At 72.3% G+C, this 20,082-nt stretch carries 22 protein-coding genes and 1 pseudogene; 10 read left to right on the top strand and 13 right to left on the bottom strand.

The window, feature by feature from the left end; translation table 11 throughout:
* Both AB0M79_RS24945 and AB0M79_RS24940 read left to right on the top strand, forming a co-directional pair.
* Positions 1-882: pseudogene (locus AB0M79_RS24945) on the top strand (hypothetical protein); the annotation flags it as partial.
* Between the two features lie 70 nt (positions 883-952).
* Positions 953-1,414 carry a SitI3 family protein gene (locus AB0M79_RS24940; protein ID WP_364217879.1) on the top strand — a complete coding sequence of 154 codons (462 nt, stop codon included), beginning with the start codon at positions 953-955 and terminating at the stop codon, positions 1,412-1,414.
* A gap of 77 nt (positions 1,415-1,491) precedes the next feature.
* On the opposite strand, the gene AB0M79_RS24935 is transcribed toward AB0M79_RS24940, so the two are convergent.
* Positions 1,492-1,959: a PPOX class F420-dependent oxidoreductase gene (locus AB0M79_RS24935; RefSeq protein WP_364217877.1), complete on the bottom strand. Its 468-nt coding sequence runs from the start codon at positions 1,957-1,959 to the stop codon at positions 1,492-1,494.
* 134 nt (positions 1,960-2,093) lie between these two features.
* Between AB0M79_RS24935 and AB0M79_RS24930 the strand changes: the two genes are divergently transcribed.
* Together AB0M79_RS24930 and AB0M79_RS24925 are read left to right on the top strand one after the other, a co-directional pair.
* The gene (locus AB0M79_RS24930) at positions 2,094-2,486 is read left to right on the top strand and encodes a nucleotide pyrophosphohydrolase (RefSeq protein WP_364217875.1); all 393 of its coding nucleotides are present in this window, start codon (positions 2,094-2,096) and stop codon (positions 2,484-2,486) included.
* Between the two features lie 637 nt (positions 2,487-3,123).
* Positions 3,124-3,801: a hypothetical protein gene (locus AB0M79_RS24925; RefSeq protein ID WP_364217873.1), complete on the top strand. Its 678-nt coding sequence runs from the start codon at positions 3,124-3,126 to the stop codon at positions 3,799-3,801.
* A 125-nt stretch (positions 3,802-3,926) separates the two neighbouring features.
* On the opposite strand, the gene AB0M79_RS24920 is transcribed toward AB0M79_RS24925, so the two are convergent.
* The 3 genes from AB0M79_RS24920 to AB0M79_RS24910 are packed head-to-tail and all read right to left on the bottom strand — an operon-like array spanning position 3,927 to position 6,152.
* Positions 3,927-5,240 carry an AAA family ATPase gene (locus AB0M79_RS24920; RefSeq protein WP_364217871.1) on the bottom strand — a complete coding sequence of 438 codons (1,314 nt, stop codon included), beginning with the start codon at positions 5,238-5,240 and terminating at the stop codon, positions 3,927-3,929.
* A gap of 52 nt (positions 5,241-5,292) precedes the next feature.
* Positions 5,293-5,826, bottom strand: coding sequence for an MFS transporter (locus tag AB0M79_RS24915; protein ID WP_364218140.1), 534 nt, complete (start codon positions 5,824-5,826; stop codon positions 5,293-5,295).
* A complete protein-coding gene (locus AB0M79_RS24910) occupies positions 5,754-6,152 on the bottom strand; it encodes a hypothetical protein (RefSeq protein WP_364218158.1) in 399 nt (132 codons plus the stop codon). Before AB0M79_RS24910 ends, AB0M79_RS24915 begins: the two co-directional genes overlap by 73 nt.
* Positions 6,153-6,218: 66 nt before the next feature.
* On the opposite strand from AB0M79_RS24910, the gene AB0M79_RS24905 reads away from it, so the two are divergent.
* Positions 6,219-6,623 carry a helix-turn-helix domain-containing protein gene (locus AB0M79_RS24905; RefSeq protein ID WP_364217869.1) on the top strand — a complete coding sequence of 135 codons (405 nt, stop codon included), beginning with the start codon at positions 6,219-6,221 and terminating at the stop codon, positions 6,621-6,623.
* Here the strand turns inward: AB0M79_RS24905 and AB0M79_RS24900 are convergent, their stop codons facing one another.
* Both AB0M79_RS24900 and AB0M79_RS24895 read right to left on the bottom strand, forming a co-directional pair.
* Positions 6,624-8,147 (bottom strand): hypothetical protein, encoded by a 1,524-nt coding sequence (locus AB0M79_RS24900; protein WP_364217867.1) that lies wholly within the window; start codon positions 8,145-8,147, stop codon positions 6,624-6,626.
* A gap of 31 nt (positions 8,148-8,178) precedes the next feature.
* Positions 8,179-9,321 (bottom strand): hypothetical protein, encoded by a 1,143-nt coding sequence (locus tag AB0M79_RS24895; protein ID WP_364217865.1) that lies wholly within the window; start codon positions 9,319-9,321, stop codon positions 8,179-8,181.
* Positions 9,322-9,565: 244 nt separating this feature from the next.
* Here AB0M79_RS24895 and AB0M79_RS24890 point away from each other — a divergent pair, with 244 nt between their 5' ends.
* From AB0M79_RS24890 to AB0M79_RS24870, 5 genes are all read left to right on the top strand, one after another.
* Positions 9,566-10,768, top strand: coding sequence for a beta family protein (locus AB0M79_RS24890; RefSeq protein ID WP_364217863.1), 1,203 nt, complete (start codon positions 9,566-9,568; stop codon positions 10,766-10,768).
* 295 nt (positions 10,769-11,063) lie between these two features.
* Positions 11,064-11,435 carry a hypothetical protein gene (locus tag AB0M79_RS24885; RefSeq protein ID WP_364217861.1) on the top strand — a complete coding sequence of 124 codons (372 nt, stop codon included), beginning with the start codon at positions 11,064-11,066 and terminating at the stop codon, positions 11,433-11,435.
* The gene (locus AB0M79_RS24880; RefSeq protein WP_364217859.1) at positions 11,432-11,923 is read left to right on the top strand and encodes a roadblock/LC7 domain-containing protein; all 492 of its coding nucleotides are present in this window, start codon (positions 11,432-11,434) and stop codon (positions 11,921-11,923) included. Before AB0M79_RS24885 ends, AB0M79_RS24880 begins: the two co-directional genes overlap by 4 nt.
* A gap of 166 nt (positions 11,924-12,089) precedes the next feature.
* Positions 12,090-12,329, top strand: a complete 240-nt coding sequence (locus AB0M79_RS24875; RefSeq protein WP_364217857.1) for a ferredoxin — start codon at positions 12,090-12,092, stop codon at positions 12,327-12,329.
* Between the two features lie 72 nt (positions 12,330-12,401).
* The gene (locus tag AB0M79_RS24870; RefSeq protein ID WP_357533565.1) at positions 12,402-12,686 is read left to right on the top strand and encodes a DUF427 domain-containing protein; all 285 of its coding nucleotides are present in this window, start codon (positions 12,402-12,404) and stop codon (positions 12,684-12,686) included.
* Between the two features lie 57 nt (positions 12,687-12,743).
* Here the strand turns inward: AB0M79_RS24870 and AB0M79_RS24865 are convergent, their stop codons facing one another.
* The 7 genes from AB0M79_RS24865 to AB0M79_RS24835 all read right to left on the bottom strand — a co-directional run bounded on the left by AB0M79_RS24865 (position 12,744) and on the right by AB0M79_RS24835 (position 19,940).
* The gene (locus tag AB0M79_RS24865) at positions 12,744-13,031 is read right to left on the bottom strand and encodes an adhesin (RefSeq protein ID WP_357533567.1); all 288 of its coding nucleotides are present in this window, start codon (positions 13,029-13,031) and stop codon (positions 12,744-12,746) included.
* Positions 13,032-13,354: 323 nt separating this feature from the next.
* On the bottom strand, positions 13,355-13,780 hold the full coding sequence (locus tag AB0M79_RS24860; protein ID WP_364217854.1) for a hypothetical protein: 426 nt from the start codon (positions 13,778-13,780) through the stop codon (positions 13,355-13,357).
* Positions 13,781-13,822: 42 nt separating this feature from the next.
* The gene (locus tag AB0M79_RS24855) at positions 13,823-15,286 is read right to left on the bottom strand and encodes a DUF4407 domain-containing protein (protein ID WP_364217852.1); all 1,464 of its coding nucleotides are present in this window, start codon (positions 15,284-15,286) and stop codon (positions 13,823-13,825) included.
* Entirely contained in the window at positions 15,270-16,280 is a 1,011-nt protein-coding gene (locus tag AB0M79_RS24850) for a hypothetical protein (RefSeq protein ID WP_364217850.1), read from the bottom strand. The genes AB0M79_RS24855 and AB0M79_RS24850 overlap by 17 nt, the downstream gene beginning before the upstream one ends.
* On the bottom strand, positions 16,277-18,409 hold the full coding sequence (locus AB0M79_RS24845) for a hypothetical protein (protein WP_364217848.1): 2,133 nt from the start codon (positions 18,407-18,409) through the stop codon (positions 16,277-16,279). Before AB0M79_RS24845 ends, AB0M79_RS24850 begins: the two co-directional genes overlap by 4 nt.
* Entirely contained in the window at positions 18,402-19,067 is a 666-nt protein-coding gene (locus tag AB0M79_RS24840; protein WP_364217846.1) for a hypothetical protein, read from the bottom strand. The genes AB0M79_RS24845 and AB0M79_RS24840 overlap by 8 nt, the downstream gene beginning before the upstream one ends.
* Positions 19,068-19,325: 258 nt before the next feature.
* Entirely contained in the window at positions 19,326-19,940 is a 615-nt protein-coding gene (locus AB0M79_RS24835) for a Crp/Fnr family transcriptional regulator (RefSeq protein WP_364217844.1), read from the bottom strand.
* Positions 19,941-20,082: the final 142 nt, after the last annotated feature.

Genomic DNA, 20,082 nt, shown 5'->3' with positions numbered 1-20,082 from the left:
CGACCGGCCGGGCCGATGGCCGTCCCGCCCGGATACCGCCCCGCGCACCCGGGGCACCCGCAGACCGCCACGCACCCCGTGACACCCGCGGGCGTCCACCCGCCGGCGCACGCCGCCCAGCGCGCCCCCGGGCCGCCGGTGCACGCGCCGATCCCCGGGCACCCGCACCCCGCCCAGTCACAGCAGATGGGCCAGCCGGCACACACCGGGCACCTTCCGCAGCACGGCGGCACCCCGCCACCGGTCCACGCCCCGCAGCCGCCGACGCAGCGCGAACCGAGCGCCGTACCGCTGTCGATCGTCCTGCCGGCCGGCACCGCGTTCAGCCTGACGGCCGCCCCCGCGCGCGCCGACTTCCTGGTCGCCGATCGCCGCCTGGTGGCCGTACGCGGCGTCGACCGGCTCACCACGCTCCTGCGTGAGCAGCCCTCGCTGACCGCCGTGCACCCGTGGGCCGCGCTGTCGCCCGACCTGCGCCCCGGTGACCTCACCATCCCCGCGGACGCCAGCTACGACTTCGTCCGGATCGGCCGGATCCTCGCCGCCGGGTGCGAGGCCGACTCGATACCGATGTACCGCACGGCCGACGGGCGGCTGACTCCGGTCGAGCCGGACCGCACCTCCCAGGTCGGCCCGGACGAGATCAACCGGCACGTCGAACTGATCCGCCGGTTGTTCACCGTGCTACGGCGGCGGTCGCTGGTCCTCGACACCGAACGGATCGGCCGCACCGCCGGTCCCCTGACCGCCGCCGCGACCTCGGCCGGCCGGCTCGACGCGACGGTGCTCCAGACGGGCACCGAGGCGTTCGAGCGGTTCCGCGCCGCTTCCTGGTGGTGGCAGATGGTCGACGAGGTGAGCTCCGTCATCGGCTGGCACTGAACGCGCGTACGGCCGTCCCGGAAGCGCCGATCCGCTCCACGCGGGGACGTCGCCGGGTCATGCTGGGGGCGTGGCGCTGCAATACACGTTCCAGAGCAGAACCCGTACGGGGCTGGCGGAAGCGCTGTCCGTCGTCGCACACGAGGTCGCCGGACAGGTGGTCAACGACGCCGAGATCGAGCGCCCCGGCATGCGGGTCACCTTCCAGGCGCTCGACCGCGGTGACGCGCGCTCGACCGGCGAGGCGATCGGGTTCGCGCCGCGGATGTCGGTGGCCTTCGACCTCGTCAACGAGGGTGACCATGCCGAACGCCGGACGAACCTGGCCCGGATGATCCGGGCGGTGATGAGCCTGCTCGACCTGGACCGGCAGGACGGGATGCTGTTGATGGACTTCGAGCAGATCGTGCTCGAACGCATCGGCAAGCGGCTGACCCTGAACAGCGACTGGACCAACTGGTCGGAGCTGCCGGAACTCGCGACCATCGCGGAGCGCTACGACCGCCGTCCGTTCCCCGCGCCCTTCCTCTGACCCGGCCCGGCCACACGTCCGGCCGGTGGGTCAGGCGGCCGGACGTGGTCAGCCCGGCCGCCGGCGGGGCAGCGCGGTCAGTCGGTGGCCAGGTGGGCGGGAAAGCCGCCGGTGGCGACCGGTCCCCACCGCTCGACGGTGACCCGGATCAGCGACTTGCCCTGCCGGCGCATCGCGTCGCGGTACTCGTCCCAGTCCGGGTGCTCACCGGAGATGACCCGGAAGTATTCGACCAGCGGCTCCAGTGCCTCGGGCAGGTCGAGCACCTCGGCGGTGCCGTCGACCTGCACCCACGGCCCGTTCCAGTCGTCGGAGAGCACGCACACCGACACCCGGGGATCGCGCCGGAGGTTGACCACCTTGGCCCGCTGCGGGTACGTGGAGACGACGAGCCGGCCGGCGGAGTCGACGCCACAGGTCACCGGCGACGCCTGGGGGCGCCCGTCCGGCCGGGTGGTCATCACGATGGCGCGGTGGCGCGGGGTGAGGAACTCCACGAGACGCGCCCGGTCGACCCGGTCGTTGGTCGCGATGCTGCGGGCCATGGCTGGCTCCCCTCGGTGGGCGGTGCGTGGGCGGTGGTGGCCGGCGGCACGTCCCGGGGCCGCGGCGAAAACTCGCCAGGGCCGCGACGACCACCCACCAACCCTATTCAGTCCGGCGGCTAGGGTCAGCGGACATGACGACCGGCCGCCCCTCCCCCGCTCCGGAAGCTCCCGAACCGTCCGTCCAGGAACTCACCCGCCGGCTACGGGAGTTTGCCGCCGAACGCGACTGGCAGCGGTTCCACACCCCGAAGAACCTGGCCATGGCGTTGACGGGCGAGGTCGGCGAACTGGTCGCGGAGTTCCAGTGGCTGACCCCGGCGGAAGCGGCCGAGGTGATGGCCGGCCCCGCGGGTGAGCGGGTGCGGGCCGAGATGGGCGACGTGATGATCTACCTCACGCGGCTGGCCGACGTGCTCGGCATCGACCTGGTGCAGGCCGCGACCGACAAGCTGGCCCACTCTGCCCGCCGCTACACGGTGGAGGCGTCCCGCGGCTCGATCGCCAAGATCCCGCATCCGGGATGAGCCTCCGATCGGACGGTCGGGAAGCCGGGCCCCGACCGGATGGCCGGCGCTCACCTACGCAACGTGACCGGAATGGCATGCCTACCCACCGTGAACCCGCGGGTGCCCCGGGCCGTGAACCGCGCCCCGGGGACGACCGGATCTTCCCGCCTTGCCATGACCACATACCCTCACAGACGGGTACGACATCCTCGGAGTGGGGTTGAGAATTGCGCAGCTTCACTATGGAATCTGAGGTAAAGCCCGGTTTTACAAACCTGGACCGATCATGTTAGACCCGACGAGCGGTCGGCGACGCCGGTCGTGGAGATGCGCTGGGCTCTCAACGAAGTCGGCACGCTAGTAAGGACGCACGATGAGTAACCCCTACCCGCCCTACTCAGGCCCGCCGGACCCGACATCCGGCGGCTGGACACCCCCCGGGTCTCCGGCACCTGGTCAGCCCGACCCCACCATGGGAGGGTGGGCCCAGCCGGCCGGCCCCTCCTACGGGGCACCGAGCGGACCCTCCTACGGTCCCCCGACCACTCCGATGTCGGGGCCGCCGATGGGCGACTACCCGCCGCAGCCGACGTACGCCCAACCTGTCCCGCCATATGGACAGCCGCCAAAAAAGTCCAACGGTTTGCTGATCGGGATGGGCGTCGCCGTCCTGGTGCTGCTCCTGGCCGTCGGCGGTCTGGGCATCGCGCTGATCGCCGGCGGTGACGACGAGCCCGAGGTGACGACGGGACCGACGACGTCCACGACGGAGGAGCCCGGCGGGACCGAGCCGAGTGCCGCCCCGTCGTCCGAGGCCCCGTCGGTGCCGAACAACAACGCGGTGACCGCGAAGTACAGCAGCGACTTCGAGGAGGTGTGCGCTGGCGGCGCCATCCTCAACGCGGCCGACTACACCGCGGGCAGCAACACCACCAAGGTCTACGCGTTCTCCAACTCTCCGGAGCGGGCCAACGACTGGCGGACCCGCTCGGTCGGCTACGACAAGCCGTTCTACGCCAAGTCCGCCGACTTCACCACGGTCAGCGTGGTCGCCTGCCTGACGACGGTGCCGGGCAGCGAGGGCACCCCGAAGAAGTGCGACTACAAGGACCGCGACGAGAAGCCGATCCAGGTCGACTACATCTCGTCGCGGCTCGACGTGACGTTCTACGCCGCCAAGACCGGGCAGAAGCTCGGCACCGGCGAACAGGTCAACGCGCCGGCCAACCGCTGCCCGAGCTACATCTCCTACAACTCGTCGACGATGAAGGCGTACGCGGCCCCGGACGAGGGTGCCATCACCGCCGCGATCGAGAAGTTCCTCACCAACTAGGCGGGGGCGCGACACATCCGGATGGCCGGTCGGGATCCCGACCGGCCATCCGCCTTTCCCGGCGTCCGGCGACGATCCGCCGCGGCCCGGCGCGACCGCCGGGAAGGGGGACGGGGCCGGCCCGGTCAGGGGCGTACGGCGGGCAGCCGGGCCAGGATCGACTGGTTCGCCTCCCAACCGTCGGGGAACCGCACCGGCACGTTCAGGTGCACCGGTTCGGTCGACGGGTGGGCGTCCAGCAGTTCGGGGATGCCGGCCCGGGCGACCACGAGGCAGGCGTGCCGGTGCCGGGACGTGAGCACGCACAGCCGCCCGGACTCCAAGTGGAAGGCGGTCGCGTCCCGCCGGCCGGAGAGCGGGTGCAGGACGACGGTGACGTCGTACTCGCGGCCCTGGAGCCGGTTCGCGGTGTCGACGGTGACGCCGGCCGCCGACGCCGGCAGCATCGACCGGATCACCGCGACCTGGTCGCGGTGGGCGGCGCCGATCGCGATCCGGGTCGCGTCGATCGGAACACCCGATCGGGCGCGTTCGGACACCGCCACCGCACCACGCTCCAGCACGCGTACGGCGAGGGCCGCACACGCGGCGGCCGCCTCGACGTCGGTGCGCAGGGTGTGCCGGGCCGGCAGTTCATAGAGCGCCCACCCGGTCGCCGCGGCCAGGTCGACGGCCGCGTCGACCGGCCCGCCGTCGCCCGGCCCGGTCAGCGACAGCACCCGGTCGGCGGCGGACGTGCCGGCCCGGAAACCGGTGAACGGGTAGAACGCCTCGGCCACCACCGGTGCCGCCGACGCCGGCAACCGCCACGAGACCGGCAGCCGGTGCACCGGCAGGTCCGGGTTGTGCCGCAGCAGCACGGCGACCGCGCTCTGCATCGGATCCCAGGTCAGCCCGGTCCACCGCGCCGTCTCCACAGTCGAGAACGGGTCCAGTTGCCCGGGGTCGCCGACGAAGAGCGCCCGCTCGAACCGGGAGGCCACCCGCAGCAGCGCGTCCGACCGCATCTGGTAGGCCTCGTCGACGATGGCCCACGGCCACGAGCCGTCCGCCACGGTCGCCCACTTGGCCGCCGTACCGATGACCACCGCCGAACCACCCAGGTCACCGATCTTGGCCGCGACCCGTACCGTCCCCGGTGCCGAGACCCGTTCCGACGGTACGTAGTCGGTGGCCGACAACCTCCCGATCAGCAGCTCCGGGGCGTCGCCGACCAGCCGGGCGATCAGGTCGTCGACCTGCTCGTTGGTCTGCGCGATCACGATCAGCGGCTCACCGGCCGCCGCCAGCTCGATGGTGGCCCGTACCACCAGCGTCGACTTGCCTGCACCGGGCGGCGAGTCGACCACGATGCCCCGGTGCCGGCCGGACCGCAGGTCGGCCAGCACCGCCTCGACCACCCGCTCGGCCTCGACGCCGGGCGGCAGAGCCGGAGTCATCCGCACGGTCACCGTCGCCCCCTGGACACTCGCCACCACCGGTGGTCGCACGTTACCCGACCCGGGCTCCCCGGCGGCGCCACCGGCCGGGCCGGCCGCGGTGATCAGGTGTCGGGGCCACCGGCACCTCCGCCGGCGGGCGCGGGAGGAGCACCGCCACCACCGCCGCGGCCAGGGCGAACGCGGCGCTGGCCGCGTACGCGAGCCGGAAGCCGCCGGCCAGGGCGGCGGCGACGCTCTCCCCCTGCCCGAGCAACGCACCGGTACGCGTCGACGCCAGGGTCGCCAGCACCGCCGTGCCGATCGCGGCACCGACCTGCTGGGTCGTGTTGACCAGCCCGGACGCGAGGCCGGAGTCGTCCGGCGTCGCGGCGGACATGGCCTGCCCCATCAGGGCCGGCAGGACCGCCCCGAACGCGGCACCGACCAGGACGAGGGCGGGCAGCACGTCGACGGCGTACCGGGCGTCGGCCGGGACCCGGGCGAGCAGCAGGAGCCCGGCGGCGATCGTGGTCAGGCCGGCCGCCGACACGGTACGCGGGCCGAACCGGGCGGCGAGCCGGCCGGCGACCCCGACCGAGACCAGCGCGATGACCAGCGGGGTGGCAGGAAGGCGAACCCGGTACGCAGCGCGTCCAGGTCCAGCAGGCGCTGGAGGTAGAGCGCGGTCAGGAACTGGAAGCCGAACATGCCGGCAACCAGCGGCAGCATCACCGGGTTGGCGCCGGACACCGCGCGGGAGCGGAAGATCCGCAGCGGCAGCAGCGGCAGCAGCGGCGGGCGGGCGGTCGCCTGCCGGATCACGAACAGCGCGAGCAGGACGATCGACAGGGCCGAGCGCCAGCCACCGGCGGGCGGCGGGCATGGTGGGTCCGGACATCGTTCTCCTTCACGGATTCGGCGCGCACTCAATGGGGCACCTTTTGTTACTGAACCCATGATGTGTGACCATCAACGACGCCGGAAGGAGGCACTTTCATGTCCCAGGGGAACACGGATGTGCCGGCCGAGGCGCACACCCCGCAGGTGTGCACGGTCTACGACGTGCTCAACCGGGTCAGCGGCAAGTGGAGCATCGGCATCCTGGTCGAGGCGACCCACGGACCGGTGCGCTTCACCGAACTGGAACGCAACGTCAAGGGGATCAGCCGGCGGATGCTCACCCTGACCCTGCGCAACCTGGAACGCGACGGCCTGCTCATCCGCACGGTCTATCCCACGGTCCCGCCCCGCGTCGAGTACGTCGCCACCGACATGGCCCGCGAGCTGTACCGCTCGCTGCTCGAGCTGACCGGATGGGCCGAACGGCACCGTGCCGCGATCGCCGCCGCCCGCGAGGCGTACGACCGGGCCAACGACCACGGCGAGCCGGGACGGGCGTGATCAGGACCAGTCTTCGGCCGCCTCGGCGTCGCTGGGCGCGCCGTCGACCGGCGGCCCGCCGTGTGTCCACGGCGTCGCCTCCCGCGCCGGGAAGGTGCCCGGCGGGCTGAAGCCGTCGGTGATCGTGGTGTAGCAGAGCCGCTCCCCGACCTCGGGCACGCTGCCCGGCGCGGCGGTCAGCGACCGCCCCATGCCGCCGGAGAGTTCGAGCACCACCTCGGTCTTCGACTCTCCCGGGGCGGTCGTGACGAAGCAGATCCTCGCCTTCTGCGCCGGCCGGGACGGTGAGATCAGGACCGTGCCGGGGGTCAGTCGTACCGGGTCCGCGGTGACGACCTGGATCCGGGGGCGCAGCACCGGCCGCTTGCCGCTGTCGTCGACCCGCTTCGCGTCGGCGAGGGTCACCTCGCCGACGAACGCCTCGCCGGTCAGCCGGTATTCGGCCATGACCAGGGGGTCGTCGTACGCCCGCTGCACGGCGTAGGAGGTGAGTGCCTTCTCCAGCCGGTGCAGGCGCTGGGCGGCGGCGACCGCGCCGTCGCGTCTCGACTGCGGGTGGCCGCCGTCGACGTAGACGGCGTAGTCGCTGTAGGCGTCCCGGTCGTCGGCCCACCGCCCGGCGACCCGGGCCCCGGCGGGCAGCTCGCGCAACAGGGTGACCGCGTCCCACATGGCCCGCCAGGTCGGTTCGAGCTGGCCGTGCAGGGCGTCCGTCAGCTCGGCGGTGGCGCGTAGCCCTTGCGCGTGGGCCGGACCGTCGCCGGCCCCGACGGTCTCGGCGTCGCGGATCGCGCGGACCAGCGGGGCCAGTACGTCGTTGTCGAAGGTGGGGTCGGTCGCCGGGCCGGCCGGCGGGCAGACCGCCGGGTCCTCGGCGTCCCGCCCGGCCTGCGCACCGGTACGGCCGGGCGGCGGCGAGATCCAGCCGAGCAGCGAGCCGAGGTGGGCGTCCTCCAGCGCGCTCTGCCCGGTGACCCAGTGCGCCGACAGCGCGTCGGTGGCGGCGATCAGCATCGACGACCCGGGCATCTCGGCCCGGTCGGCGAGGAACGTCAGCCACCGGCCGAGCAACGGCACCGACATCGGCACCGGATAGTCGCCGTCGGTACGGCGGAACCGGGTCGACCGGCCCAGCAGGCGGACGAACCCGATGCCGGCCGGGTTGGGGACCAGGACCTGCGGCGCGTCGACGAACCGGTAGCGCACATCCCGGCCCCGGTCGGTCGGCACCGCCTCGGCGGCACCGCGGAAGCTGTCCAGATAGGTCAGCATGACGGCGGCGAGCGAGTCGGCGAAGGCGAACCGCTGGTCGCGGTTGCGCGGCTGCGGCACCACCAGCAGGGTCGGCTCGTCGTACGCCGGACCGACGAGGCAGCCCAGCGGGGCGTTCGCCTCACCGGCCAGCGCCAGGGGTACGAAGACCAGCGGGCGGTCGGCGATGTGCACGTGCCGCACCGTGGTGATCCGCTGTGCCCTGCCGGTGGCGGCGGCCCTGGCCCGGGCCAGCGCGACGAGGGCACTCACCCGGCCACCCCGCCGGCGCCGTACGGGTCGCTCATGCCAGGGCCTCGGCCCGCAGCCGGGCGGCGGTGCGCAGGCGCAGCGCCGCCTCGACCTGGTCGTCGTCGGGCTCGATCTCGCCGGCGGCCAGGGCGAGCACGGTCTCGACCGAGTCGATGCCGCCCAGCGCCTCACGTACCGACCGGCCGAGCGCGGCGGTGCCGGTCCCGGCCTCGTGCCGGCAGTAGTAGGCCAGTTCGCACGCCGACAGGCATTCCGGCGCGTAGCGGGCGTCCACCGCGGACAGTGCGGTGGCGAGTTCGGCCGGCGACCGGGTCGGTGTGCCGTCCGCGTCGACGGCCAGGTCGAACGAGAGGTCGCCGGGCAGCCGCGCCAGCAGGTCGTCGACCCGGGCCATCCGGGTGAGCTGCCGGCGCAGCGTCGACAGCTGCTTGCGTACGTCGATGAGCGCGGCCGTCGGCTGGTTGGCGAAGTCACGCGGGCAGACCAGCACCACCTCGTGCGAGACGATCTCCGGGTCGAGTCCGGCCTGCTCCAGCATCCGGCGCATCGCCAGCACGTAGACGGCCGACTGGGTGGCCGCGGCGGAGACCTTCGCCGCGTCGGCCTGTTCGTCGACGACCGCGAACGACTTGATCTCCACGACGTGGAACCGGCCGCCGACCTGGAGTGCGATCAGGTCGGGTTCGAGGTAGACCGGCCGGCCGGCGACGTCGAGCCGCAGCATCGGATGGTCGAACAGGGTGCTGGTCGGGCCGCCGTCGGTGGCAGCCCGCACCAGCAGTTCCATCGAGCGGGCGTGCCGTTCGGCGTTGCCGCCGTCGACGGCCGGCTGGACGATGTCGGTGGCCGGCGTACCGGCCAGGTCGTCGTACGCCGCCTCGGGGATCGGCACGCCGAGCCGCTGGCGCAGCAGGTCGAGCAGTTCGGCGCAGCCGTTCTCCTTGACCCTGGCCTCGAACGCGTTGCCCCGGGTGATGGCGAACTGGGACTGGCCGAAGCGGCCCGGATAACCGACGTGGGCGGCGATCCGCTGCTTGTCGATGCCGGCCGAGTCGAGCACGGCGCGGCGGGTGCAGCCGGGGTTGCCGGTGAGGGCGGCGATCGTACGGGCGTTGTGCCGCCTGGGCGCGACCGGCCCGCGTAGTGCGGCAAGCCGCCGCTCGGTGCTGGTCATACCACCTCCCGGGGTCGGGGGCGGCGCCGTCGCGTGGTGACCACGGACCGCCCGGTGCGTCCGTTCGGTCCCTATCGTGCCCGGTAGCCGCCACGGCCGCCGGGCCGCCACGCCCATCATTGTCGGGCGGCCGGTGACGATGGATCCCACCGGCCCGCGACGGCGGCCGTCGTGGCTGATTCTCGATCAGAAGTACGACGGAACAACCTGTCACCATTCGCATTCATCTGGATACATTGGGTAAATGACGGGGTTCGTCGATCCGGATCGTCCACAGGAGACCGTCTACCGGCCGATCCTGCGCGCCCGGCGCGGTGAGTTGGACGCGCTCGGGCACCTCGACGCCGGCTGGATCCCGTCGGTCACCCCGATCCTGGTCGTGCAGTCCACCGCGAAGGGGCCGGTGCAGGACGCCTACGACTTCTTCCGGAGCGCCGGCGACCGGCTGCCCCACGGGCTGCGGATCGGGGTCGACCTCGCCGACCTGCCCGAGCCCGACGGCGGGCTGTCGTACCCGGCCCGGGACCTCGCCGAATACCTCGCCGGCTGGGGCATCCCGATGCTGCCGGTGCTCCGGGTCACCGACAGCGCCCGGCGGCTGACCGCGTACGGCGACGCCGCCCGGATGCACGACCGGCGGGCCATCCTGCGCCTGCGCCCCGAAGAGGCGCCCGGCCCGGCGACCGCGACCCGCGCCTGCGACCGGGTGTGGCGGCGTACCGGGCTGTTGCCCGAGCGCTGCGACCTCGTCATCGACCTCGGGTCCCTGACCTACCGGGGCGACCTGCCCGACGCCGAGCACACCGTACGGCGGGTGCTGGGCTGGGCGATCGGCGAACGGTGGCGGTCGGTCACCGTCGCCGCGGGTGCGATGCCACCGACCCTGTCCCACCTGCCGCGCAACGTCGCGACCCGGTTGCCGCGCTGGGAGGCCGATCTGTGGCGGCGGATCCGGCACCTGCCGGTCGGCTTCGGCGACCACGGGGTCACCGCGCCGCAGCCGGGACCGGGCGACCATCCGTCCCGGCCGCTGCCCACCATGCGCTACACCACGCCGGACGCCTGGTGGATCTACCGCTGGGCCCGGCACGGCGGCGGCCGGCCGGACGACCGTTTCTACGACCTCTGCGGCCGGCTCACCTCCTCGCCGCACTGGGCGGGCGCGGCGCTGTCGTGGGGCGACCGGGAGATCGCCCGGCGGGCCCGCCGCACCCCGGGACCGGGTACGCCGACGAGCTGGATCGCCTGGGCCACCTCGCACCACCTGGCACACGTGTTGTCGGAGCTGACCAGGACCGGACCGGAGCCCGACGACGATCCGCCGGGTTCGGGCCCGCCACGGCCCGACCGCGACCTCCGGCGGTCACCGGCGCGGCCGGCCGGCCGCGCCGCGCCGCCGGCGGGCCGGTTCCGCCCACCCCTCGGCCAGGTCGACGAGCCGCGCTGAGCGGGTCAGCCCGGGCCACAGTTGATCACGCAGTGTCACCGGCGGCTCGGGAAGCAAATCCGGTCCGCTCTCGGACATCGGTCGTATCGACGGGTTCGCCCCACGCACAGGTCAACGCAGAGTTAGCTGTCCAGGCTAAACACACTTCGACCGGTGCGAACGGACAAGGGGTGTGCAAATCTCGACCCCGGGGGGAACGTCCCACGGCGTCGGCCGATCGGCCGGCCGTACCCACCGTCGGTCCGGCGATGGGCGACCGGCGCGATGACGCCGTTCATTGCGAAAGGCAAGCAGCGTGGCAAACCTCGACGTGGCGCTCAAGAGCGCAATGTCCATCGAAGGCGCGATCGGCGTGGCGCTGGTCGACTACACCAGCGGCATGACGCTGGGTGTGGCCGGGGGGTCCGCCGAACTGGACCTCACGGTCGCCGCCGCCGGGAACACAGACGTGGTCCGGGCGAAGATGCGGACAATCGAAATGCTGAAGCTCACCGACGGCATCGAAGACATCCTGATCACACTGGACACCCAGTACCACCTCATCCGTCCGCTCAGCTCACCCTCCGGCAAGGGCCTGTTCCTCTACCTGGCGGTGAGCAAGACCCGGGCCAACCTCGCGTTCGCCCGCCACCAGCTCCGTCTGATCGAGGAGAGCCTGGAGCTGTGAACGGGGGCAGCGGTTACACACTGCCCCGCCGCGTCGCCCAGCCGCCGGGGGCGCGGTCGATCCCCAACCAACCGCACCCCCGGCTGGCGCCCCGCGGCGATTCGGTGCCGTACGTAGCCATCCACAACCAACTGTCCGACCTGCGGATCCAGATCCCCGGCGTACGCGGCTGCCTCCTCGGCGGCGTCGACGGCCTGCTCATCGCACACGACCTGCCCGCCGGCGACGCCGAGCCACACGACCTGGCCGCTCTCGCGGCGACGACGTTCGGGCTCGGCCGGCAGGTGGGGCTGGCGCTGCGGCACGGCCCGTTCCGGGAGTCCACTGTGCGCGGTCAGCACGGCTACTTCGCGGTCTACGCGGTCAACGACACGGCGCTGCTCGCCGTACTCGGCGAGGACGCGGTCAACGTCGCCCGGCTGCACCTGCACGCTCCGGCCGTCACGGAACGGCTCGCGGCACTGCTCGGCGGTGGCGTGGGTCGCTGAAACGCATTCGAGGGGCGCCGCCGCGCCGGCGGTGCCCCTCGGTCCGTACCAACGAGCACTATGTACCTATTCTCACTAACAGCACACGGGGCGTCACGAATCGGTGATTTTAGCTAGCGTCACCTTGAGTACGGGCCAGCCGGCCACGACGGGGGGAGGTGACGTGGTGAGCGCACTCTGGCGGGTGCACGTCGACCCACGCCGCTGCATCGGTTCGGGTATCTGCGCGGGCGCGGCGCCCGACCACTTCGTGCTCGTCGCCGACGCGTCGGTGGCGCTCGCCGAACTGGTCGAACCGTCGCAGGAGGTCACCGACGCCGCCGAGTCCTGCCCGATGGAGGCGATCACGGTGCGGGACGCGCTGGACGACCGGCACATCTCCCCCGGCCGCGACGGCCGGACCTAGCCGACCCGCCCGACCCTGGCCGACCCGCACGACCCTGGCCGGGGCGGCCGGCCGCGGCCTACTGTCGCTGGTATGCCGAAAGCCGTCTGGAACGACCTCGTCATAGCCGAGAGCACCGACACCGTCGTGGTGGAGGGAAACCACTACTTCCCGCGTGCGGCACTGCGCGACGACCTGATCCGCGAATCAGGTACGCACACGGTCTGCCCGTGGAAGGGCACCGCCTCCTACTACACCCTCGAACTCGACGGCGTACGGTCCCCGGACGCCGTCTGGTACTACCCGGACCCGAAGCCCGAGGCAGCCATGATCCGCGACCGGGTGGCGTTCTGGAAGGACGTCCGGGTCGTCGACTGACGCGCGCCGGTCCGGGTGGCCCGTACCGCTGGCCACCCGGACCGGTCGAAGCCCGCCTCAGCCCGCCTGCTGCTCCGTGATGCCGAACTGGACACCGCCCTGCGCGTCGACCGACGCGTCCAGGGCCTTGTCGTCGAGGATCTGGGCCGCCTCCGGGTCGAGGAAGATCCGCGCGCCGGAGTCGTCGACCACCTGGTCGCCCTGGGCCGGCTGGTCGGCCAGGCCGAGGGTCAGCGCACCCGCGGAGGTGTCGGTCGCGATACGCAGGCCAGCCCCCTCCGGCACCTCCTGCTGGGTGGTCAGGTCACGGATCACGGTCACCGCGTTGTCCGTCAGAGTGAGCATGAAGAACTCCTCATGGTTTCTCGTGTCGGGTTGTCGTTGCCGACCGACCGCCGCCGATGACACGGCCAGGCAGTGAACCGTCGAGATGGCCATGGCCGCCGCGCCCCGACGTCGGCAGGAAACTCCGGGCGCACCGACTCCAGTCGGGCGGGATCACCTGAACGGTCGAGTGGCGGCCGTCCGCGATCTACGTTGCCCCCTCCGAACGGCTACGTCAAATCGGGCACCAGCCCCGACAACGGACGGACCGGGCCACCGGTAACCGGTCCGGCACCGGCAGAAGCGGGCGGGACGCCCCCTCGACGCCCCGCCCGTGAGCCGGATCAGCGGTTGCGGCGACCGCCGCTGATCCGGATGTCCCGACCCGCCTGATAGACGTGCGACCCTCCGATGACCTGGGCGTGCTGGTGCGGGCCGGGGCCTGACGGACCGGCTCCGCCGTCGACCCGCCGGACGATCTCGGCGAGTTCGACCCCGACGGTCGGATCCGCGGCCAGCCGGGCCCGGAGCAGTTCGTCGAGCGTGGACCGCAGCGTGGCCACCGCATCGGGTTGCCGCTCGACCGGCACCGCCAGCAGCGACTCCCGCGTGCGGTCGAGCCAGCCGGCCGCCGCCTCACGATCCGCGTCGCCGCCGGCCAGCACCCGGGCGGCCCCCGAGCGGATGCCGGCCCACGCGTCCGTCGCCATGGCGGTCACCAGCGCCAACGCCCCGGCCTCGGCGAGCCCCACCAGATACGTCGGATCCATCCGTCCTCCTCGTGCAGTCGGTCAGGTGGCGCCCCGCCACCGTCAGCCATCGGAACCGACCCGTGATCCGTTCAGGTGCGGGTAGGTCGTCCGCCCGTCCGCGCCCGGCCGGTTCCCCTCGCGCGCGCCGCGGCGCAGGTCGTTCGCGAGCTTGTCCACCGCGCGGTCCAGCCCGGCCTGGATGTCGGCGGCATGGATCCGGGCGTTCAGGTCGATGCGGTCGCGCTCCTGACGCGCCGCCGACTCGGCCTCGTACTGGCGCACGTTCAACTCTTCGAGGATCGACACCTCGGCGCCGCGCGTCGCGCGGCTGTAGATCCGGATGGCGCTGTTGACCCGTTCGTCGACCAGCCGGTCGTACGCCGTCGCGCCGTTGAACAGCTTCACCAGCACAGGCAGGCAGTCGATCAGGATGAAGAAGATCCGGATCAACCAGGTGGTCACGAAGAGGACGGGATTCGCGTTGATCAGCTCGTGCAGCGCCTGGAACCGCTCCAGCATGCCGATCGCCCCGTGATGGCTCCTCATCTGCGCGACCCGCTCCTCGATCCGCTCGTCCCGGACCTGTTCGAAGCTCTCGTTGCCCTGCCGCACCTCACCCTCGAGAAGCGCGATCCGCTGCTGCATCCCGGTCAGCCGTACCTTGTCCTGCGCGATCGGATGGCTGGCGGCGAACCGGTCGGCCTCGCCACGCAGGCGCCGGCAGTTGGGGCCCTCCCCCACCCGGCCGGTGAATCCCGGCCCCGAGTCGCCGGCACACTCCCGGCGCGCCTTCTCGTTGAGTTCTTCCAGTTCCGCCGAGTCGGCGGCGATCTGCCGGTCGAGGTCGGCGGCGGCGGTCCGCAGCGCGGTGAGCTGGTCGGTGACCCCGGCCGGGGTCGCCGGGAACGAGATGACGTACTCCAGGCAGCCCTCCGCCGGCCGCTCCGCCGGTTGGTCGGCGGGCTGCCCCGGCACCGGGTTGCAGGCGGTCAGCTTGGCGGTCAGCGTACGCAGTTGCTCCGCCCGATCGTCGCGGATGTGCTGCTCGATGGCCGTGCCGAAGATCCGCAACACCAGCGGCTCCGCGATGACGAACCCGAAGAAGATCGCGACCAGCAGTCGCGGCAGCAGCACCGACGCCCGGCGCCGCCACTGGGTGCCGGCCGAACTGGAGACGAGCCACCGGTCGAGGTTCAACACGAACAGCGCCCAGACCAGGACCGGCAGCAGGATCAGCACGTGCGCGCCGCCGGTCACCGCGACCAGCGCGTTCCACATCGAGAACGCCGCGATGACGGCGGTGCCGAGCACCACGCCGCCCAGGGCCGTGTAGCGGGCACGTTCGGTCGGCACGTACGACAGTAGTTGCTCGTCCACCCCGGCCAGCACCCGCAACCACCGGCCCGGCCCGGGGTCGACCGGCGCCGGTGCGGCGCCGCCCCCGACCCCGCCGCCGGCGGCGGGCTCCGGGATGGGTGACCCGGCGCTGTCGCGCCGGGTCTCCTGGTCACCGCTCGATGTCATCGTCGTCCAGTTCGTCCTCGTCGAGAACGAGATCCTCGGTACGCGCCGGCTTGCCGGCGAGGCCCCGGCGTTCCCGCTCCCGGTCGACCTTCCCCAACTCGGGTCCGGCCGCCGCGCGCCGCGGCGTGATGCTGTCGGTGAACGCGTCCACCAGGATGTCCGCGTCGACCCGCAGCCGGTCCAGATGCCCGTCCTTCTGCAGCAGCGCCAGCATCTCCGCCAGCTTGCGCTGCTTCTCGTCGGTGACCTGGTAGGCGCGGTCGGCGGCCTGCCCGGCCGTGATGTCCCCACGACTGATCGCCAGCGCCTCCAGCGCCTCCGGGCCGCTGCGGATCAGGTCGGCGATCCAACCGGCGTCGTCGGCCTCGAACGAGCGCCGGAGCCGCTGCTCGAGCTGCCGCCACTGCTCGTCACGCATCCTGCTCGCGTGTTCGACCAGCCCGGTCGGCTTGCTCACCTCCACGGTCGAGAACACGACCTCGACCCCGCTCAGCCGGGGCGGGTGCACGGTGCAGTACGCCTTGACCTGAGCCGTCACCGACTCACGGACCTCGTTGAGGTCGTCGATGCCGCTCGTGGCACCGAGACTCTCCAGCCGCCGGTCCCGGCGCAGATAGTCGCCGAGCGAGACGGAGATGTCGGTCAGCCCGTCGCGTACGACGGCTTCCGGATCGGTGACCTGGCACCGGAAGACGACCCGGATGCGGAAGTCGTCGGCCGCACTGGCGGACGGGATCAGGATGTCGACCGGCACGAACCGTTCTCGGACGTCGACGAGGCTGACCGCCACCGCCTCGACGACGATGTCCTCCCGTCCGGTCAGGTGCCGGCGCTCGTGGAGCACCTCGTAGCGGTCGCCGATGGTGAACACCAGGGCGGTCCCCGGCTCCTGCCGGGGTAGTTCGGACACGTCACGCTGGGCGAACAGCAGCAGCCGGGACTTCGCGGGTCCGAGCGTCCGCTCGGTGAGCAGGGGCCAGAAAGTGGTACTCACAACGATCTCCCGGTCAGGTGGTGGGGGGACGGGTTCTGGGTACGGCGGCCACGCAGGGCCGCGAACACGGTGCTGAGCAGCCCTTCCCGGGCGGCCTCCTCGTCGATCCGCAGGAGGCCCTCTTCCAGGCCCGCCTCGAGCGCCCTCCACTGGCCATGGCTGAGCCCGCCACGGATCGCGGCGCCGAACCGGCGCACCGCGGGCAGGGCGGCGGTGTCCTCGGACAGCGCGCCGAGGGCCACCAGCAACGCCGTTCGGGCCTGACGGCGTTGCGGAGCGCTGGCCAGCAGGTCGGCCCACAGGGCACCGAGCCGGTCCGCGTTACGCGGCGCGCCGCGAAGCACCAGGGCGGCAACCGGCTCGTCGGTCCGCGGGTCCCGGGCGGCCAGGATCTCCAGCACGGACGGGTATGTCGCCCGGCGATCACGTTGGCTCGCCCCGTCTTCGACCGCGTCGCGCATCTGATGGTGCAGGAAGTTGAGCACCTTGCGGGTCGCGGCCGGGTCGGATGCCGTCACGGCGAACAGGATGCCGAGGGCGTCGCAGGCGATCGGCCTGATCCGGGCGTTACGCATCGCGAGCGTCCACAGCCAGCGCAGCGCGTCCGAGGGGTAGCGCAGGCCGAGCGGCCCACCCAGGGCGGTGGCCGCGGTGACCGCCCGGCGCTGGCCGGAGTTGAGCGCCCACCGCTTGGTGACGGTCAGCGCCGACGCGGCGTGCGAGCCGTCGAGCCCGATCCAGGACAGCGTGCAGGCGGCGGCCGCCCGTTCGGCGGCGAGTCCGGCGGCCCACCGGTCGAGGAAGGTGTGCTCGACCTCCTGGAAGTCGAACCGGCTCAGGACCGCCATGCCCATCCCGAGACGGACCTGCAGGTCGGACACCGGGGCGGTCGCCGCGATCTCGTGGAGCCAGTTGCGCAGCGGCTCCCACAGGGCGTAGCCGTAACGCTCGCGCAGTTCGCCGAGGACGAGGGGACGCATGTCGTCGGTCTGGAACTCGACCGCCGGACTGCCGGCACCGGCCTGCGGCGACGGCCGGACGGTGATCAGCCCACCGGCCCGGCGGCGATCGAGCCGGACCTGGCGGGTGGGGGCGGCGTCCGGCGGCTGGCCCGCGGCGGGGAGCGCCGCCGAGGCCCCGCTGGCCTGGCGGTGCAGTTCCGTCAGCCGGGCGACCAGCCGCTCGAAGTCGGCTTCCGGGGTGCCCTCGACGAAGGCCAGTGCGGCGACGGCGAGCACCTCCGGCCACTCCGGGTCCTGGTCGAACCAGCTCGCGACCCGGCCCCGCTGCGAGTCCTCGAAGGCGGCGAGTGCCTTCCGCGGGCCGTCGGCCATCAGTTCGCAGACCGCGACGACCTCGCCCGGCGAGTGCAGCCGGCGGACCTGCTCGCGTACCTCGTCCGTGCCCGGACCGTGCCGGAGCTGGTCGGTGAGGTGTGCCGTGCAGGTGTCGAACAGTTCATCGCTGTCCGGCGCGGACCAGTCGACCATGAGGTCGGCGAGTTGCCCACGTGGCCGCAGACCGAGATCGACGGTGATCACCAGATAGGAGCGGTTCTTCAGGGCACCGAGCAGGCGGTGCAACTCGAACTGCTGTACCGCGACGGTGTTCGCGTCCCGGGCCTGGTCCCGCACGATGTAGCCACTCGCGTTGCCGAACTTCTGCCCGGCGAGTTCGCTGAACGCCAGCGCCGGTGAGAGGTTGGTGGGCAGACCGTCGCGGCCCGCGACGTCGCGCAGGAGCGCGATCGCGCCGCTGTACTTACCGATCCCCGCCGGTCCACACAGGACGACGAGGCGCCGGTCGAGGAGCAGGCGGCGGGCCCGCGCGTACGGCTCGGGACGTACGTAGTGCCGCAGGGCGGCGTCGACGTCCTCCTGGCGCAGCGGGCCGGTCGCACTACCCGGGCGGCGCCCGGGGCCGAACGAACCGCCGAACGTCGCACCCGACGCGTCCACTCTGCCGTTGAAGTACTGCACGTTGACGAACCGGGCCGAGTCACGCAGCTCCCCGTGTAGCGCGTCGTCGAGGTCCTCGGCCCGGCCCGGCGCCGGATCGGGTCCGGCCGGCGGGGCGGACGCCGGTCCGGCGTCCGCGGGTGCCCTGCCATCGGCGGCCGGTTCACTCATCCGGCGTCCCACCCCCGCCTGACAGGTCGGCGAAGTTGAACCCGAACACCTGGGCGTGCACCGGGCCGTCGATGCGGGTCCGGTTGACGTACGTCGGCCCGTGCCGGACCTCGGAGCTGGCGTCGATGTCCCGGTCCGCCTGGTGCACCGCACCGCCGCCGGCGACGGTGGCCCGCTGGGCCGAGTGCCGGTAGGCGGAGTCGTCGGGCGTCTGCGCACCGGGCAGCCGGGCGGGATCCACTCCGGGTACCCGCACCCAGGCCTGGTCGGCGTACTCCTTGACCCGCACCTGAACGGGCTGGAAGTCGTCGGGCCGCAGGCTGGTGTGGCCACCCGCCACGATCTCGTCGAAGACGAGCCGGGACAGGATGACCGCGAGTGGGGCCTCGGGGGCGGCGGCCAGCGCCCGCCGGGCCGGATCGCTGTCGATCAGGCGGCCGACGGTCACCGGGGCGTTGCCCGCGTAACCGTTGGCGGCCGAGTACGCCACGCCGTGGTGCGCGGCGAGCCGCAGCCGGATCTGCCAGTCCGGCAGTCGGCCCTCGTTGAACAGGCGCAGTTCGGTCGCGAGTTCGCGGACGTAGTCGTCGACGACACGCGGCTCCGGCTCGTCCGGCGGGAGCACCGCGAATTCGCCGTCGCCGCTGGGCTGGGTCACCCACCGCGACCGGTCCAGACCGGCGGCCTCGGCCGCCCGGTCCAGAATGGAGACAAGATCCTTTTGTAGTTCGCTCTGTCGGCGATCCGGGCGACCGCCATATCCCTGCATATCCACTCCGACGCAGAAGCGCCGGTCGAACTGTGTTGATCGGGGCACGCCGAGGGGCCTTTCACCGAGTCGGGAAGCCTTGCGCCGCCCATGCTGACCCAGATCTCCGACGATCAATCCGCCCCAGTGCGGGATCTTGCCCGTAATTTACGGTGACGTCTCCGCTTCGGCACGTAGTCCCTGCACGTCAGTGATAACGAGGCGGCGATAACCCGGGCTGACCAGCCGGCGCTGGCTGAGATCATGCAGCACCTTTTCCGCGGTGCGTCGCGCGACGCCGGCCAGCGACGCCAACTCCGCCTGGGTCAGCGGAACACCGAGATCCCAGCCCGCCGGCACCTCCCTGCCGTAGATCCGGGCGATCTCGTAGAGAATTCGACTCACCCGGGCCGTCGCGCTACGCGTGGTCAGATCGATGCGCCGGCTGTTCGACCACCGCAGCCGCTCGCTCATCATCCGCATCAACTCGATCGCACCGTCCGGGCACTGCTCGATGAACGCCTGGAGTTCGGCGCGCTGGATCACCCGGGCCTCGGTGGGGACCGACGTGACGACACTGGCCGACCGGGGCCGCTTCTCCAGCGCCGCCATTTCACCGATCACATCGCCACCGACCCGGATCGCCAGGAACGTCTCCTGATCGGCATCGAGCGCGGTCACCTTGACCAGACCGGACAGCAGAAGATAGACGTGCTCGTCCTCGTCGCCCTGCCGAATAATCACCTGTTCGGCGGGAAATCTCTTTTCGGTTCCCGTCGCCAACAGAAGCTGCCTGGTCTTTACCCGAAGTCGGCCGAGCAGGGTGGCCGAGGGCCAGTTCCGGGTTTCGGCTGGCCTGATCTGAGCGTTGTCCAACGAGCGTCTCCAATACGACCGGCACTCGTGCTCCGACCCAACAGACCGG

Source organism: Polymorphospora sp. NPDC051019, assembly GCF_040683055.1.
Lineage (GTDB): Bacteria > Actinomycetota > Actinomycetes > Mycobacteriales > Micromonosporaceae > Polymorphospora > Polymorphospora lycopeni.
Note: the sequence above shows the minus strand (reverse complement) of the source record. Positions and strands in the feature narration are given on the sequence as shown.